The organism is Chitinophagales bacterium, from assembly GCA_041392475.1.
Lineage (GTDB): Bacteria > Bacteroidota > Bacteroidia > Chitinophagales > UBA2359 > JAUHXA01.
The window spans coordinates 1486980-1505381 of the sequence record JAWKLZ010000002.1; the positions used below are offsets into that span (position 1 = coordinate 1486980).

At 42.0% G+C, this 18402-nt stretch carries 10 protein-coding genes; 1 reads left to right on the forward strand and 9 read right to left on the reverse strand.

What is annotated here, in order from left to right; genetic code table 11:
* Positions 1-390: 390 nt before the first annotated feature.
* The 6 genes from R3E32_19325 to R3E32_19350 all read right to left on the reverse strand — a co-directional run bounded on the left by R3E32_19325 (position 391) and on the right by R3E32_19350 (position 12996).
* Positions 391-1302 carry an aminotransferase class IV gene (locus R3E32_19325; protein ID MEZ4886889.1) on the reverse strand — a complete coding sequence of 304 codons (912 nt, stop codon included), beginning with the start codon at positions 1300-1302 and terminating at the stop codon, positions 391-393.
* 47 nt (positions 1303-1349) lie between these two features.
* Positions 1350-2069, reverse strand: a complete 720-nt coding sequence (locus R3E32_19330; protein ID MEZ4886890.1) for a hypothetical protein — start codon at positions 2067-2069, stop codon at positions 1350-1352.
* Between the two features lie 51 nt (positions 2070-2120).
* Entirely contained in the window at positions 2121-7733 is a 5613-nt protein-coding gene (locus R3E32_19335; protein ID MEZ4886891.1) for a gliding motility-associated C-terminal domain-containing protein, read from the reverse strand.
* Between the two features lie 1275 nt (positions 7734-9008).
* Positions 9009-11483, reverse strand: a complete 2475-nt coding sequence (locus R3E32_19340) for a choice-of-anchor B family protein (GenBank protein MEZ4886892.1) — start codon at positions 11481-11483, stop codon at positions 9009-9011.
* A gap of 93 nt (positions 11484-11576) precedes the next feature.
* The gene (locus R3E32_19345) at positions 11577-12242 is read right to left on the reverse strand and encodes a phenylalanine--tRNA ligase beta subunit-related protein (protein ID MEZ4886893.1); all 666 of its coding nucleotides are present in this window, start codon (positions 12240-12242) and stop codon (positions 11577-11579) included.
* A 148-nt stretch (positions 12243-12390) separates the two neighbouring features.
* The gene (locus R3E32_19350; GenBank protein MEZ4886894.1) at positions 12391-12996 is read right to left on the reverse strand and encodes a carboxypeptidase-like regulatory domain-containing protein; all 606 of its coding nucleotides are present in this window, start codon (positions 12994-12996) and stop codon (positions 12391-12393) included.
* A 64-nt stretch (positions 12997-13060) separates the two neighbouring features.
* Here R3E32_19350 and R3E32_19355 point away from each other — a divergent pair, with 64 nt between their 5' ends.
* Positions 13061-13522 (forward strand): SRPBCC family protein, encoded by a 462-nt coding sequence (locus R3E32_19355; protein MEZ4886895.1) that lies wholly within the window; start codon positions 13061-13063, stop codon positions 13520-13522.
* Here R3E32_19355 and R3E32_19360 read toward each other — a convergent pair.
* The 3 genes from R3E32_19360 to radA all read right to left on the reverse strand — a co-directional run bounded on the left by R3E32_19360 (position 13513) and on the right by radA (position 18366).
* Positions 13513-16059 carry a bifunctional UDP-N-acetylmuramoyl-tripeptide:D-alanyl-D-alanine ligase/alanine racemase gene (locus tag R3E32_19360; GenBank protein ID MEZ4886896.1) on the reverse strand — a complete coding sequence of 849 codons (2547 nt, stop codon included), beginning with the start codon at positions 16057-16059 and terminating at the stop codon, positions 13513-13515. The genes R3E32_19355 and R3E32_19360 overlap by 10 nt on opposite strands.
* An 85-nt stretch (positions 16060-16144) precedes the next feature.
* A complete protein-coding gene (locus tag R3E32_19365; GenBank protein MEZ4886897.1) occupies positions 16145-16870 on the reverse strand; it encodes a DUF4294 domain-containing protein in 726 nt (241 codons plus the stop codon).
* A 125-nt stretch (positions 16871-16995) separates the two neighbouring features.
* On the reverse strand, positions 16996-18366 hold the full coding sequence (gene radA, locus R3E32_19370; GenBank protein ID MEZ4886898.1) for a DNA repair protein RadA: 1371 nt from the start codon (positions 18364-18366) through the stop codon (positions 16996-16998).
* Between the last annotated feature and the right edge of the window lie 36 nt (positions 18367-18402).

The window sequence follows — 18402 nt, forward strand, 5'->3', positions numbered from 1 at the left end:
GTAGGGTAGTATCTTAAGACTTAAAAAAAAAAGAATGTCACATTAGTTTACACATAAAAATTATAAAAAACAATGATTAATAGAATATTTATATAAATAATTTTATTTTTATAGTAAATGGATTTTAAACACTTTTATTAAAGTTACTTATTTTTTTGAAATTTCCAAAAAGAGTATCCATTTGTTCCAAACAAATACAGAATGGTTTTTGTTCACATTATTTTTATTCTATTTCATTTTTCACAAACTAACAATCTATTGAACATAAGTTATTTGTAACAATATTTTATTTCATCTAAAATAGTTTGCATGGTATATTTTCCGTGAGCTAGACTATATGCGTTTCTTTAATTAAGTCCAGTAGCTCTTAATAATTATTCCATACAATAGTTATAATATATCTGTTTTACATTCACTTACCCATTCCATAAATCTTTTTTGTATGAGTTGAGTAACCGGTCTTTTTAAATAATTGCGAATCTCCCTTCCATCTATCTTCATCACAGGACTCAATTCGCCCATCGTTCCTGTCGTGAACACCTCGTCTGCTGTATAAAATTCGGTCATGCTCAGGTTCTTTTCCACAATAGGTATTCCCAATTCTCCACATATTTCTATAACCACGCCTCTCGTAATGCCTGGCAAACAAGCATCAGCATGAGGTGTTAACACTTTGTCGTTTTTGACCATAAAAATATTGGTTGCATTCGTTTCGGATACAAAGCCATACAAATCCAACATCACAGCATCATGCACCCCTGCCAAGTTTGCTTCAATTTTTGCCAATATATTGTTGATGAGATTGTTGTGATGAATTTTGGAGTCAATACAAGAAGGAGGATTTCGGCGAATAGAAGAGGTAATCAACTCCACGCCATCCGAAGGATACACAGGCAGTTTCCATTCCGCCAATACAATCAAGCACGAGCCAAATTGATTCATTTGGGGATTCATGCTCGATGTGATTTTTTCTCCTCTCGTCAGTGTCAAGCGAATGTGTACTCCATCGTGCATCTTATTGGCTTGCAGTGTCATTTTCAAAGCATTGGTGATATACTCTTTTGAAGGAATATCCTCAAATGCCATCGCATGTGCTGAATTTTGCAATCGATTCAAATGTCTATCCAAACAAAAAATCCGTCCATTGTACAGCCGAAGTCCTTCCCAAACCGCATCACCTCCCTGCACTGAACTATCAAAAACCGAAACCTTTGCATCCCTACGATGCACAATTTTGTTTTTTACAAATACCTGAATATCTTGGTTGCGAGCATCTACTTCAAATTGTCCGTGTAAACCCATTATATAAATGTAACCCAGACTTTCCAGTCTGGTCGTTAAAAAATTAGTTACGACTTCAAAGCACAATAATACAGAAAATCATAATAAGACTGGCACTGCTCCAACAAACTTTCATATTCAGAAGGTATCGTTTCTGAAGAAGCCTGATAAGGTTTGAACCCTGTAGAATGATGCACGTTTTTGTACCAATATTTTGCCCAAACACCATCTTCAGGAATCGCCCCTTCTTTCCATTGCAGCATGTCTTCTTCAAAAGGAATCTCCAATCGCTCACACAATTGCTGCAAAACCCCTTGAGGATTGAGCAATATTTCTTTGCTATCCAACACAATGGGCTGTTTGCCTTGCCCCACCAAAAATTGGTGTAAATCATATTGTTGCTTAATACCCACTTCTTCAAACGTAGGATTTGTCACCTTCGCAAAAGAAACAATCACCGATTTTGGGTCACGAATCAGAAAAATGTTTTCTCCCTTCAATAACCACGTTTCCGACAATCCTACCAAATGTTTCGCCATCTGCTTCAAAAACACCACCGATTTTGAGTATTCCGTTTCAAAAATTTGCTGCATCACCTGTTCTCCATCCGTTTCCATTGAAGCCAAAATCTCAGCATTGCCAGGATGCACAATGCCGGTATATTGTAGGTAATGAGCATACAAAGGTTCGTCCACCACTTGCGTATCAGCTCTTTGTGCAAAGGAATACATCAAGGCAGTGGAGATGTTTCGAGGACCTGACCAGAGAGAAATGATTTTTGTGGGCATAAATTGCAAATTCTTTATCTTTTGAGTTTGTATTTTTACCTTGAAATTTTATCACCTCACCAAAGTCACATTCCCCTGCTTCCAAAACCGTTCACGCTCCCCATTCACCACCTTCCAAGCCTCAGCATAAAAAGCATACACCCCAATCGGCTCCAATTGATTCTTGAAAACACCATCCCAAGTACCATTAATATCCGTCGTTTCAAACACCTTTTGGCCCCAACGGTTGAAAATCGCACAGTAAAATTCGTCAGGTTGTTCTGTTGCCCATACTCTAAATTCATCATTGACTCCATCCCCATTCGGCGAAAAAGCATTGACGACCGTAATACCAAACGTTTCAAAATCACACACCTCATACTCCACCAAAACCGCATCCGAAGCCATACACCTATCCAAATCACCCCGCACCTCCAAACTATATTCCCCCGCTTCAATCACCGCCAATTCAACGCCATTGCTGCCATCTTGCCACTCAAAAAACACCCCATTCGTTACCTGAGGCTGCAAAACAACTCCTTCCCCTTCACACAACAAAACATCATCACCCAAATCCACCGTAGGCACTGCCGCAAAATCCACTCGAATTTCTCCCGTCAAAACACAAGTTCCAGCCCTCGCTTCTACACTATACAAGCCGCTTTCAGTCACCTCCAAACTTGCATTGACCGAACCATCTTGCCACAAATAAGTATCCGCCGCAGGAGCTTCCAAAACCAAACTTTCACCCACACACAAAGTCGTATCTTGCCCCAAATCAATGATAGGCGCAGCATCAAAAATCACCTCAGCTTCTGTCATTGAAGTACAGCCATTGTCCATCACCGTCACCGCATACACGCCACTTTCACCCACTTCAATACTTGCATCTGTCAAACCATTGCTCCACTGATAAACCGCTGTACCCGAATCCCCTGCAAAAGGAGTCAATGTCCGTGTTTCCCCTTCACAAAGTGTCACATCCTCCAATGTCAAACTTGGTACTTCATTGAAGGTTACAGTCAATTCTTCGCTCACCATACAATCGCCAATACTCACCGAAACCGAATAAGTTCCCGCTTCAGAAATCAGATATTCTTGCCCCAGAGTACCATCTTGCCATTCAAAAATCGCATCTGGATAATTCCCACTAATGTTCAAACCCAAAATCAAACCTTCACACAAAGTCTGGTCTTCACCCAAATCTATGGAAGGCAATTCAATACGTTCAACTTCAATAAAATCCGTTGCCGTACAGCCATTGACATCAATCGTAACCGAATAAATACCCGCATCACTCGTTTCAAAAGTTGGGTCAGTCGAGCCATCTTGCCATTCGTAAGTCGCATTTGCAGTAGTCGCATCCAAAACAACCGATTCGCCCTCACAAATCCTTTGGTTTTCACCCAAATCCACAGTCGGCAAAGGATTGTAAACCACTTCAATACTGCCCTGCAAAGTACAAGCTCCCACACTCACTATCACTGAATAAGTACCTGCCTCTATTACTTCAAAAGTTGGATTCGTACTATCATCTTGCCACACATAAGTTGCATTTGGAGTCGTTGCATCCAAAACCAAACTTTCCCCTTCGCACAAAGTCGCATCGGCTCCCAAATCAATGATGCCCAATTCGTCAAAATTCACATTGATTTCGTCCGAACTGCTACAACCATTCACCGTCACCGTTACAGAATATGTTCCAGCTTCCGTCACTTCAAAAGTTGGATTTGCAGATCCATCTTGCCATTCATACACCGCTCCTGCATCCGCCACCGTAGCATCCAATTGCAGCACTTCCCCATCACAAAGCGTCAGGTCATTGCCCAAATCCACATCAGGTAAAGCATTGAAGGTAAGCGTAATTTCATCCATTATTCCACAGCCATTTGCTGTAACCGTCACCGAATAGATACCCGATACAACTGCTTCAAAAGTTGCCGCATTGCTGCCATCTTGCCATTCGTAGGTTGCGCCTGTAACATTTGAAGGAGTAGCATCCAAAGTAAAACTCTCGCCTTCGCAAAAGGTCAAATCTTCCCCCAAATCCATTTGTGGCAATTCGTTTACTATCACTTCAATGGCATCCGAACTACTGCAATCATTGACCGTCACTGTCACCGAATACGTACCACTCGCTTGTACGTCAATCATTGGAGTTGTCGCATTGGTATTCCAAAGATAGGTTGCAGATGCATCGACATGAGTTGCATCAAGGATAGTCGTTTCTCCTTCACAAATACTTAGGCCTGCACCCAAATCCACGATAGGGATTTCATTGAAAGAAACCGTTATTTCATCCGTCACCATGCACTGATTGATACTTGCGGTCAGCGTGTAAGTTCCCGACTCAGTCACTTCATAATACTGCCCACTCGTGTTATCTTGCCAACCAAAAATCACAATTGCAGGAAAAACTCCATCCACTCCAATCTGCAAAGTTTCGCCCTCACAGGCACTCACATCTTCGCCCAAATCAATAGGCGGCAAAATGATTTGCGTCACGCCAATTTCGTCCATTGCCGTACAACCATTGACGGTAATTTCGACCAAATAAATCCCTTCTTCGGTCGCTTCAAAAGTTGGATTCGTTGAGCCATCTTGCCATTCGTAGGTCGCATTTGGAGTAGTCGCATTCAGTGTTACCGTTTCGTTTTCGCAGATAGTTTGGTCTTCGCCCAAGTCAATTGCAGGCAAAGGATTGAAGTCAATCGTGATGCTTCCCTCCAATATACAACCTTCTAAATCAACCGTTACTGAATAAGTACCTGCTTCTGTCACTTCAAAAGTTGGGTTAGTAGAGCCGTCTTGCCATTCGTAAGTTGCCCCTCCAACCGTAGCATCCAACACCAGCGTTTCCCCTTCACAAAGTGTTTGGTCATTGCCCAAATTGATGGTCGGATTCGCATTGAAGCTAACCGTCACCTCATCCGAACTGCTGCAATTGCCGCTTGTGACCGTCACCGAATACGTCCCTTCGGCACTCACTTCAATGTTTGAACCTGTACTGTTGTCACTCCAAAGGAAAGTAGCATCTGCCACATTTTCGGGTGTTGCATCCAACGTAATGCTTTGCCCTTCACAAAGCGAAATATCTTCGCCCAAATCCACAATCGGCAACTCATTGAAGGAAATCTCTATATCATCCGAACCTGTGCAGCCATTTTGCGTAATCGTAACACTGTAAGTGCCTGCTTCTGTTACTTCAAAAATTGGATTGGTTGAGCCATCCTGCCATTCGTAAGCGTCTGATTCAGGTGCAGTAATCGTGTAACTCTCACCGTCACACAAAGTTGGAGGTTCACCCAAATCAAACACCAATGGAGGATTGAAGGAAATGGTCACATCGTCAGAACTTGTGCAACCACTTTGTGTAATTGTCACGCTATACGTTCCCGCTTCTGTCACTTCAAAACTTGGGTTGGTCGAGCCGTCTTGCCATTCGTAAGCATCTGATTCAGGTGCGGTAAGCGTAAATGTTTCACCTTCGCAAAGTGGTGCTACTTCTTCTAAACTAAAAGTTGGAAGTGGATTGAAGAAAACAATCACATCGTCTGCGCCTTTGCAGCCATCTTGTGTAATCGTCACGCTATACGTTCCCGCTTCTGTCACTTCAAAACTTGGGTTGGTCGAGCCGTCTTGCCATTCGTAAACATCTGATTCTGGAGCAGTAATGGTGTAGGTTTCGCCTTCACAAAGTGGCGGTGCTTCTGCCAAATCAAAGGTAAGCATAGGGCTCAGTTCCACATTTATTTCATCTGAACCTTTGCAGCCGTCAATGGTGACGGTAACAGCATACGTCCCTTCTTCGCTTACCTGCAAAACAGGCAAACTCGAACCGTCTTGCCATTGGTAGCTATCCGCATTGGGCGCAATCAAGGTAACAGTACCCCCTTCACAAAAGGTTTGGTCTGGCCCCAAATCGGGCGTAGGAAGTGGGTTGAAGACCACAGTGACCAAATCGGTAGCCGAACAGCCTGTGTCAAAACTAACGACCACAGTGTATGTGTCTGTACTTGTGACAGTAATCGTGGAGGTAGTTAATCCATTTGTCCACTGATACAAACCTCCTTCAATGCTTGCATCCAAAACCGCTGTTTCTCCTTCACACAAAGTCACATCTTCGCCTAAATCAAATTGCGGCAATGGATTGACGGTTACAGATACCTCATCTGTTGCGCTGCAATTGGTGTCGGCATCTGTCACCGTCACGGTATAAGTTCCTGATTGCGAAACTTCCAAGATTGCCGATGTAGAACCGTCTTGCCATTCATAGAGTCCATTGGCTATTGTAGCATCAAAAGTGGCGGATTCTCCTTCACACAAAGTTTGGTCTGCGCCCAAGTCAAAAATTGGAGGAGGCAGAAAACTCACTGCAATCGCATCGGTTGCCGTACAGCCACTTACAGTAGAGGTAATGGTCACGGTATAAATCCCTTCATTACTGACGTTAATCATTGGAGTAGTCGCTCCATTTTGCCATTGATAGGTCATGTTGTTGGTCGTTGCGTTCAAGACCACTTCTTCGCTTCCGCAAACGTTTATATCTGGTCCCAAATTGACAAATGGGAGCGGGAAAAAATCCACAAACACTCCTTCTAAATCCGAACATCCTCCAACGGTCACTTCAACGGTATAAAATCCTGTTTGAGTGACATTTAATGTGGGAGTGCTTGCATTGTTGTTCCAGTGATAGGCTTCGGCATCGGGCGTAGTAGCATCTAAAACAATGACTTCTCCGACACAGGCTTGAAGGTTGTCTTCCCAAAATTCGACATCGGGAGCAGGTTTTACGACCACTTCCACAGTATCATAGAAGCTAAACAAACACTCATCGGTTATTTCGAGGATGTAGGAAGTGGTTTCGGTTGGCGTTGCCAAAGGGTTGGAAATGTTGGGATTATTAAGCGTATTGGTAGGAGTCCATGAATAGGTATAATCAGGATTGGGCAACCCACCAATCAAAGTAGATTCACCATCACAAATTTCTTGGTTGGGCAAATCATCCAAAAAGGAGATATAATCTATACACACTTGATGAACATTGTTTGCAGCACCTGTTGCAGAAGTGAAGCCCCAATAAACCATCGGGTTGCCGCTAAAAGTATTGTTCACAATATCCCCATTGTAAGTAAGAATGGATGTACACTGCCAAAATACTTTGAGTTGGTGAATTTCGGCATTCCAAGTCACCCGAACATCGTGCCATTGTCCATCTTCAATGTTGCCGAGTGAAGTGGCGGGAGTCAATGCACCTGTAACATGGTGTAGGTTTCCGTGCTGCATGAGGCATACGTGATCGTTTGGTGGATCGAGTCGGTCTCCATTTTGCCAAGTGTCAAATTCTACCCCAACGGAAGGTACAATTCCTTCAAAACCCAATCCACCTCCCAAACTTCCCACAGTATTGCTCACCGGTTGGAATACAAACACAATACCATCTGCTCCATTTGCATCTTTATCTCCTAAATACAATCGAAACTGTGCTTCAAAAGACTCATTTAGGTTAATTAGGTCATTGCTCCAAATCGCTCCAAACTGTGTATTGAAGGCTCCTGTGAGCTGATAACAGTTATCTCCTAAGCTACTTGCATTTCCAATAGCTTGAAATTGAGCGCGTAAGGTTGAAGAAAAAGTAATCCCCAAAGTTATCAACAGGGTGTAGATAAGTCTTGTGTATAACATTGTTGTAAACCTATTCATGAGTGATAATTATCCAGTTATGGTTAGAAAAAAGATTATTGGGCTATTTTATTACGCACCAAATAGCACTTAGCTATGCTTGTAAGCATTCTTAGGTTGGAAGGTTAGGACAATTTTGGGGCTGCTTAAATAGTTGGGTTGCTAATATACGCTTTTACTGAAAAAAGCAGGTTGATTTATTCCCGTTGGTAGTTCTCTGGCTATAAAATCTTACTTTTTTGAAAAAAACAGCCGATTTGCTTGGTTTATCCACATTTTTATACACCATCGTTGATAACTTATTTTAGGCATATGACCTTACTCATTTCTAATTTACTGATTATCAAATTTTTACTGTATTGACAGATACTTTGATAGATAAAGAAATGCACATTGGTTATCCACACATTGTGGATAATGCGATAATAAATGGCGAAATACTAATTTTTTTTGAGTAATTCTGGCAGAATAAGTAGATAAATTAAAATGAAAAAAAACACGGATAAGCAGTTGCTTGAAAAATTTTAATTGTTAACTACTTAAACTTCCTTTTTTGAAGTATTCGCAGGAGTCTAAATAAAATCACTTCGCAATCGGTAATTTCAAATGCACAACTTATTTTTTGATTATTACTTAAGTATCTCTATTCGAGTTATTTTTTTGAATTCTACTTTGCAGAAAAAAGGAAGGAGTGTTTTCTGCAATAGCCTCTTTTTTCCGTTCCGTTTATCCACAACTTGTTAACACTAGTTTTTCTTTTTTTTAAAATTTTTAAATTCTATAGTCATTATTATTAGCACTGTGGATTTGTGTGTAAATACCCATCCTATTATTTGGAATCTAAGATGTTCATATTATCTACACCTTTATCCACATGTTTTTCACAGCTTAAAGTAATCACTTTGAGCGAATTGCGTAGTTATGCACAATTGGACATAAAGTTATGCACTGGATAAAAAGTTGGGTGTGGGTACTTGATAAGGTGTGTATAAGTGTGGATAAAGGATATGGAGATTGTGAGGGAAGAGGTGGATATACACACTAAATGAGGGATGTGGGTATTTTCACTGCTTATACACTTTTTTGCACAGCAGATGTTAACAACTTTGTGTAAAAGGTGTGGATAAGTAAAGATTGTTATTTGCTGTAATTGAGATTGATACAATTAGTGATAGAAATACATGTTAATAAGTGTGGACAGACCTAAATACTTTGTTTTGTCGAAATGCTAAATTAATTATTTTTGAACTAAAATCCAAATCTTTTTGCTCTCGAATTTTAATATCTCAACAAAGGAATCGCCATCTTGCTCGCATTTTTTTGATAAATATTGAAGTCTGAAACAGTTACAGCTCTGTCTTGATTCAAATCACTGTCGAGATATTGGTTGAAAAGAGATTTTTCATCGTCAAAAAAATTGAAGTCATCCACGCTGATTACCCCATCGCTGTTGATATCTCCTGCAATCAAGGCAAAAGAACCATCGGAGGTGCTGACCATTTGATTGTTGCCAAATACTTGAGCATTGGACGAAGAAAAATTATAACTAAGTGTATTCGGCAAGTTGATGGCGGTTGCGCTCATGACCGCAAGGTGATTTCTTGCCCTTACTGCAACGAAATAAGACTCATTCGATGCCGCACCTTCAATTTCTAAACCAGCAGTACCGTTGGCTTTAACCACATTTCCATTGGCCAACAATAAACCCGCAGCTTGTGCCACCAAACTCATATCCGTTGCATCTCGCAATTCGACCAATACCCAATCGGTCATATTTGCAGGCATATTGGTAATCGTTTCGTTGCCATTGTAGTTCCACGGCGCACGGTTGAAGGGCTGTTTGAAGGGAAGCAATGAAAAATCTTTGAGACCTGTGCTCATTTGCCCACCTCCTGCATACGTTCCTTCCAAGAACAATTGAATATTTGCCGTTACCTTACAAATACTTACAATAATTGAAGCGGAATGACTATCCAAACACGTTCCCGAACCAACGGTATAAGTAACTGTATAACTGCCATCTGTGAGGTTATTTGGATTAAAAATACCGTTGCTACTGACATAGTTACCACCTGACCAATTTCCGCCTATATTTCCTGTTACCAAATTATTGAGGTCGAAAATACCTTTACACTCCAAAAGACTGTTGCCCGTCCAGTTCGCATCAGGAAATGTAGTTTCAAAGAAATGACTTACCGAAAAATCGCTGTCACCTGTACCACATTGACTTGCTACTTGGTATTCGTAGTTGGTACATCCCATCAAATTGGTGAGAGAAATGGTGTTCATTGGACTGATTTCCATTAGCCAATCGCTGTTGCCTTGAGGTCGGTAGCGCAAAGCGTAGGTCGTTGCATCGTTGGCTGTATTCCAAGACAAAACTGCAGTGTTGTAATCTGTACTGACCACATTGAAGTTGTCGGGTTCGGCACATGGATGTGAAAGTTGAATATTCAAAGGAAGAACCACTCCACTTGTGGTGAAATTGACTTCAATGTATTGGGTCACATAGCCTACTGCAATGACTTCAACTGTGTAAGTTCCTGTGTTGGGAACACCTGTTTTGTAATTTCCCGAAAAATCGGTCGCATCAAAGGCATTGCTTACCCCCAATATTTGCAGTTGAGCATTGATAACTGGATTGCCTGTTTCGATATCCGTCACCATTCCCTCCAAATAACAAGCCTGTGTGTAAGAAGGACTTAACACATACAAACCCGTTTCGATGTCGGTGGCAATAATGTTGCCTGATGGCAAATACGGATAAACGCCCCAACAACCATTGAATCCATTGCCGCTAAAACCAGCCGAAGTATCGTAGTGTCCTACTTCAATGAGATTGTCGGGATGGGTTGCATCCAAAACGACTACACCAGAAGTGTAGTAAGAATTGATGACAAAATTGCCTTCTACAAAGGTATTGTGCGGAATCACATTGGTAGTAGGAAAAGATTGGTAACGGTCTAATTCTGAGATGTCCGATACATCCGATACATCATAGGCTACTACCCATCCGCCGCTTTTTTCGTCGGTCACAAAAGCCGTTTGGTTGTTGTCGCTGACCCATACAGCGTGGGTAAAAAGTTTGGGAGTGAGTTTCGTACCCAAAACCGTTGGGTTCGACTTGTTGGCAACATTCACCACTGCCAATTGACCCACATAAATCTCTGCCGCCCAAAGTGTATCGCCTCTCACAAAGCCATCATGCACATAGTTGGTGTTGTAAATCCCTAAATAAGTGGGGTTTGTTGGATTGGCTGCTACATCAATCATCAAAGTTCCTTGCCCCACATTGTCAGGGCCACTTGTAGCTGCGCCAAACAAATACGCAATGCCGTTTTCGTCAATGAAAATGTTGTGTGAATCGGTATAGCCCACGCCCAAATCGGTGGTGTAAGTTATGATGCTTGTCGGCAAATTGCTCAAATCAATGATGAGCAAACCACCTCCATCAGAGGCTTCGTTGACGACATAGGCATAGCTTCCCCAGGTTTTGATGTCTCGCCAAAAGGTGAATGTGCCGTCAATATAGTGCAATTCGGTGGGAGTCGTTGGAGGGCTGATGTCCACAATCGAAACACCATCGGTTGTGCCAACTAAAGCATATTCATTGCCTTGTGCATCCACATATCCCCATATATCGCTCATTTCTTCGGTGTAGTCGAGCTGACCTTGAAGGGTGAAGTTGAGTTGGGAATAGATTGAAGGAGAAGAACTTAGAATAGATAAAATTAAAACAAAAATATTTTTCATTGTGCATTGCTTTATGGGCTGCAATGTTAGTGTTTTTTTTGAGAATTGGAGGTCGGGTGTCTGTCTTAATTAAAGGCTCACTAAAGTTTCCGTTTATGTTAAAACCACCCAAGTCTCCACATCCTCCCCTTCGGCAAATTCCTTCAATAAATTCACCGTTTCCTGCATCCAATACTTCAAATCCCCCGACCCTGCATAGTCAATCAACACCATCAAAAAATGCTGGGTATCAGTACGAACCATCGTGCGAACCGAATCACTTGTAGGTGTACCAAAGGCACCCTGTTCATCTCGAAAAGTGGGCAGTTTGTGGATGTTGAATTGACCTTTTCCGATGGCTTCATAAGGTTCATTTAGTTCTCCAACTCCAAAAATTGCAGCCCCTTCAATCTTGTCCGCATCGTAGCCGCCAATCGAATAACCCGATTGCATGGACACGAGATTGAGGAGGTCGACTACGTTGTTGATGTGGTAAATGCCTTTGCCAGACACCACTCTTCGCAGCAATGCCTCAGCCGAAAGGCGGTAGCGGCTTGGGTCTTGACCCAATTTTTTGTAGGCGGTTCTTGAATTGGCAATATTGGGAAGGTCTTTGATGTCAGCCGTTTGTAGTTTGGAGGCGATGTCGGTAGTAGTAGCTTCAATGAGTTGATTGAGCCTTGGGTATTCCTCCAAAATGGTGACTTTGCTTTGGATGCAGCCCAGATGTATGTTGGGGCAGCATTGAAGGAGGTCGGGGGAGAGGGTTATTGTGGTCATGGTTGAATGGTTGAATGGTTGAATGGTTGAATGGTTGAATGGTTGAATGGTTGAATGGTTGAATGGTTGAATGGTTGAATGGTTGAATGGTTTTTGAAGGTAAAGATAGGGTGTATGGATTTTTTTTTGGGGGTAAAATCAATGGATATTACTCTTCCCTCTGGTATTTTTCGTCAATAATCTTGCGGTATTTTCGCATTTTGCGGTTGCGGATGGCGGTTTTGCTGAAAGTGGAAGCCAATAGAGAAATGGGGTTCATCAAAGTGGGAGGAGGCACTTTGACGGGCCCTACTTGCTGGCGTATGCCACTCATTTGAACGGGGCGAGTGACTTCCTCAGCGGTTTGGGGGCTGAGAAATTCGATTTTGAAGTCTTCACGACTGGGGTATGGATAGACTTCTACGACATCGAGGGTCACATCGTTGTTGTAAAGCGGAATCACCATTTCGTATGTTTTATCCGCCAAATCAGTGGGTACGCTTACCCTTGCATTGACATAACTCAAATGCGTGATGACCAAATCACTACCTACTTTTACCTCCAACGAAAAACCACCATTTTCGTCAGTCGTTGTGCCACTTCCGTCTTTGCGGAGGATATGGACATTGGTAATGGGTTCATTGTTGCTGCCATTGACGACTGTACCAGAAAGGGTAATTTTTGGGGCATAAGCTGTTTGGGCAAAAGTAGGTAGGGTGTAGCAACAACATAAGAGTGTGGTAAGTAAGTAGTAATAGGTGATTCGTTTGGTCATACCTGTAAGAAAGTTTGTTTTTTACTTTCATAACGCCTAAATTACGGAAAACGTTGCTAAAAACATGAATACGCTCTATCTTCAAACCCACATCAAAGCTCCCATACAAGCCTGTTTTGACCTTTCCAGAAGCATAGATTTGCACTTAGAATCAACAGTTCACACCCACGAAAAAGCGATTGCAGGAAAAACAAGCGGATTGATTGGTTTGAACGAAACGGTGACATGGCAAGCCAAACATTTTGGTATTTACTGGAAAATGACTGTCCAAATCACTGCTTTTGAAGTGCCGAATTATTTTCGGGATGAAATGGTGAAAGGCCCTTTCAAAACCATGCGACACGAGCATTTTTTTGAAGGTCAATCGGATGGAAGCATTTTGATGAAAGATGTTTTTACTTTTGCTTCTCCAATGGGAATTCTTGGGGGAATGGTGGATAAGTTGTATTTGGAAGGATATATGCGGAAATTTTTGGAAAAACGAAACGAGGTAATCAAAGCCAAAGCGGAGGAAAACTACTCCTGAAAATACACCCGTTTCACCCGCCCACTCACACTCGTCAACACCTCATACGAAATCGTTTCCAGCCATTCTGCCACTTGCTGAACAGGTAAATTCTCACCAAAAACTTCCACCTCATCACCCGCTTTGACCCCTTCAATGTGCGTCACATCGAGCATCGTCATATCCATACACACGTTACCCACAATTGGCGCAAGTTTTCCACATACCCACATTTTTCCCATGCCATTGCTCAATCGTCTGTGTAAACCATCTCCATATCCAATATTGATTGTCGCAATCTTACTGATTTTAGAAAGTTTCCCTTTTCTACCATAACCCACTGTCTCAGAAGTCGGTACTTCCTTGATTTGTGCAATGTAAGTTTTCAAAGCACTCACACATTGAAGCTGAGCCTGCAAAATGTTCGCTCCGTCAATACCGTATAATCCCAGGCCCAATCGAACCATATCCATCTGATAATCAGTGAAACGGGTAATGCCCGAAGAGTTGAGAATGTGGCGAATGGGGAGTTTCGTAAAATAGAGATTTTTTTGGAGGTAATTGTGCATAACTTCAAAACGGCGCATCTGTTCCCGACTAAATTCATCATGTTGAGCTTCATCACTTGCCGATAAATGTGACAAAATGGATGCGACTTCAAACTGTGGATTGTTTTGAAGGTGTGCGACCAAAGTAGGTAAATCTTGTTCTTCAAAACCCAAACGGTGCATTCCCGTGTCCAATTTGAGGTGAACGGCAATCGGAAATTCTACGCTGACCGATGTATGCAGCAAGTGTTCCTCCAATTGCTGCAATTGCCAAAGACTGTAAATTTCGGGTTCAATATCGTATTGAAGCAATGCATCAAAACTACTTGGTGAAGGATTCAACACCATGATAGGCAATGTAATGCCTGCTTTCCGCAAAGCTACTCCTTCGTCTGTATAAGCTACTCCCAAATAATCAACTTGATGGTATTGCAGCAAATTCGCCACTTCAAAACTGCCACTTCCATAGGACAAAGCCTTGACCATCACCATCATTTTGGTGTCCTTTTGCAGCAGTTGCCGATACACCTTCAAATTGTGTGCAATCGCATTGAGGTTGATTTCCAAAACAGTGCTGTGAGCCTTCTGTGACAGCGCATTGGCGATTTTTTCAAAAGCAAAAGTACGTGCGCCTTTTACCAGAATACTTTCATCTCGAAATGATGGACTTTGCTGCAAAAACGCCTTTGTAGTGGGGAAAAATTCAACTTCTATTCCTTCAAAAAAGGTTCGAAAAGTGGTCATTTTTTCACCAATGCCAATCAGTCTTTGAATGTTTTTTTGCTGCAATAGTTGGGCAACCTGTCTGTACAAATGTTCGTGGTTTTGTCCGCTTTGCAGGATATCCGAAAGAATGACGGTGTGTTTGGGGTGTTGCCGCTGTTGCTTCAAAAAATCCAGTGCTATGCTCAAAGAATGGACATCGTTGTTGTAGCTGTCATTAATAATCGAACAGTTGTTGTTGCCCTGCTTCAATTCGAGGCGCATGGCTATGGGCGAAAGTTGCCACATTTTGGCTGCAATGTCTGCATCTGAATAATTGAAGTGTAGCATTAAAAGCCAACAGTGAATGGCATTTTCGATGGATGCCTCATCGGTGAAAGGGATTTTGATTTGGTGGGTTTTGTCTTGGTAGTTGGCTTCAATGTGGGTAAAGGTGGGTTGTTTGTGGATAACTTTAACCTGCAAATGTGGATTCAATTTTGTTAAATTTGGGAACGTGGATTTTGACCAAGTGAGTGTTATAACATTCGTAGCCTGTGAATTAATTCGTGGGCTACGGATGGGAAGAATGGGAGTATTGGTTTTTAAGTTCTGCACACATTCTGTTATCAACTCATAATCCACACAATAGACCAAGATATCCACATTCCGAAACAACTTCAATTTCTCCATTACCTTCTGCCTATCACTTTCAAAACCCTTGCTATGGGCTGCGCCAATGTTGGTGAAAATGCCAATCGTAGGTTGAATGATTGCAGCCAATTTGTCCATTTCTCCAACCTCCGAAATTCCCGCTTCAAAAATTCCCAAATTGTGTTGTTCGTTCATTTGCCAAACCGAAAGCGGCACACCGATTTGTGAATTGTAGCTTTTGGGGCTGCGGACAATGTGGAAATCCTGCCACAAAAGTTGATACAACCATTCTTTGACCACCGTTTTGCCATTGCTGCCTGTGATGCCGATGACGGGGTAATGGAAGCGACTGCGGTGTTCGGCTGCCAGGCGTTGCAGGGCTTCAATACTGTCTGAGACGAGGATGAAATTGGCTTCGGGATATTCTTTTACTTGCCAGTCGGATTGACTGATGATAAAACTGCGAATGCCTTTTTGGTAAGCGTCTGCAATGAAGACGTGTCCATCTCTGCTTTTGCTTTGGATGGCAAAAAAGAGGGCATTTTGTGGGGAGGTGATTTTGCGGCTGTCGAATAGAAGGTGTTGGATGTCGGTGTCTTGGGAGTATTGAAGGAGAGTGCCGTTGGTGGTTTTGGCGATGTGGGAAATTTTCATGGTTTGTGAAGTGGCTATTTGTATTATTAAAAAAAGTGGTCAAATTTGACCACTTTGATAATTTTTTTGAATGATGTAATGCCTATTATTTAGACGCATCCGCTTCCTTCTTTTTCTTCTTCTTGTCTTTGTCCAACAAGGTTTCGACCTCTATACACTCTGTTTGTTCCAAAGCCTTAGAGCGAGGATAGTGATGATAGCCCAAAGCTGTCACGCCATTGCTTTCGAGGTGTTGCAAGAGGTATTCCATATCCGCATATTGTGCGACATCGTAACCCTCTTTGAAGTCATAGCCAAAAGATTTTCCGATTGCCTGCCAGAAAAAGGCACTCACAGGATTTTTAAATTCTTTCAAGAGGTCGTAAAAACGTTCGCCAGAACCTCGCTCAATCAGTTTAATCAACACTTTACCTTGCGAAACGGTCAGTTTCTTCAATTCGGTTTTGAAGTCCTCTTTCATTTCTTTCTCCAACTCTTTCAGGTATTTGCGTTTCTCTTTTTTGCGCTTGGATTCTTCGGTTACTCTTTCGATTTCGGCAATCAAAGTCAGCGCACGTTGGGCATAGGGATATACTTTGATGATGTTGTATTTCAGCTTTTTGTATGCTCTCAACTCTTCGTCACTCATCAATTTAGTCGAAGCCACCTGAACAGTATCAAGGCGGTAAGTGGGAATAGTATCCACACCCACAACACCCAGTTTCAAGAAACTAAGGTCGTCAATATGTTTGTGATAAAGCGAATCTTGTGCGTAGCTATTGAAGGAAATAGCTGTTAATAGAAAGAAAAATATATACTTCAATCGTTTCATTTTTTACTGAATTTATCAAAAAAACAACCAGTGAATGTTTGTATTGGTCGTACCCTTATGATAGAAGATTGGGGCGGAGGTTTACTATTTCCCTTCAATTAAACGGTTTTTTTATCACTAAATTGTCATTGAAACAAATTGGTATAAACCTCCTGCACATTGCTTACAAGCACTAATTTGATGTTGTATTTGTCTGTATCCAAGCCCTTATTGCTCGAAGATAAGAACATTTTTTTGAAACCCAGTTTATCTGCCTCCAATATTCGCTGTTCAATGCGGTTCACACTCCGAACCTCTCCCGACAATCCTACTTCTCCTGCAAAACACACATTGCTCGGTACAGTCACATCTTCAAACGAAGACAACAAAGCGCAGATAATTGCCAAGTCAATAGCAGGATCTTCCACCTTGATACCGCCAGTGATATTGGTAAAAACATCTTTGTCACCAAAGCGAAAGCCACATTTTTTTTCTAAAACGGCCAGTAGCATATTTAAACGTCTGCTGTCAAAACCTGTTGCAGAACGTTGCGGTGTACCATAAGCAGAACGACTCACCAAAGCCTGTGTTTCAATCAATAAGGGTCTCATTCCTTCAATCGTAGCTGCAATGCAAATTCCACTCAGTTGGTCGCTGTTTTCAGAAATCAGCAGTTCCGAAGGATTTGTTACCTGCCGCAATCCATCGTGAAGCATTTCGTAAATGCCGAGTTCGGCGGTTGAGCCAAAACGATTTTTTTTGGTGCGAAGTAGTCGGTAGGCATAGTGATGTTGTCCTTCAAATTGAAGCACCGTATCTACCATGTGTTCCAAAACTTTCGGTCCTGCAATGTTGCCTTCTTTGGTGATGTGACCAATCAGAAAAACGGGCGTATTAGTTTCTTTGGCGAACCGCTGCAATTCGCTGGCACATTCCCGAATTTGCGACACACTACCTGCGGTAGATTCCATTGCAGGTGAATAAAGGGTTTGAATGGAATCTATGACACACAAATCGGGACGGTTCGCTTTGAGTTGTTTGAATATATTGTAGAGATTGGTTTCGGTAAGAATCAAACAATCCTTGTTTTTTACGCCAATCCTATCCGCCCGCATTTTGATTTGTTGTGAACTTTCTTCACCACTGACATACAAGATTTTGATGCCTCTGAGGTGAATCGCTATTTGCAGCATCAGCGTTGACTTACCAATTCCTGGCTCTCCTCCAATCAAGATGATAGCCCCTGGAACAATGCCGCCTCCCAATACCCGATTAAGTTCGTGGTCGTCGGTCACAATGCGTTGTTCTTGAAGGCTCTTAATGGCTTCAATGCTTACGGCAGTTGCCAGTTGCCGCTTGTCAATATCCGATAGACGGGTATTTGCTTCGCTTTTTTGAGGTTCTACAATTTCTTCGACATAGGTATTCCACTCTTCACATGCAGAACATTTGCCCATCCATTTGGGAGAGGTTGTTCCACAACTTTGGCAGACATATCGAGTTTTTACTTTAGCCATGTTTTAAATTTTATTTCTTTAAACACCAAAGAGTAC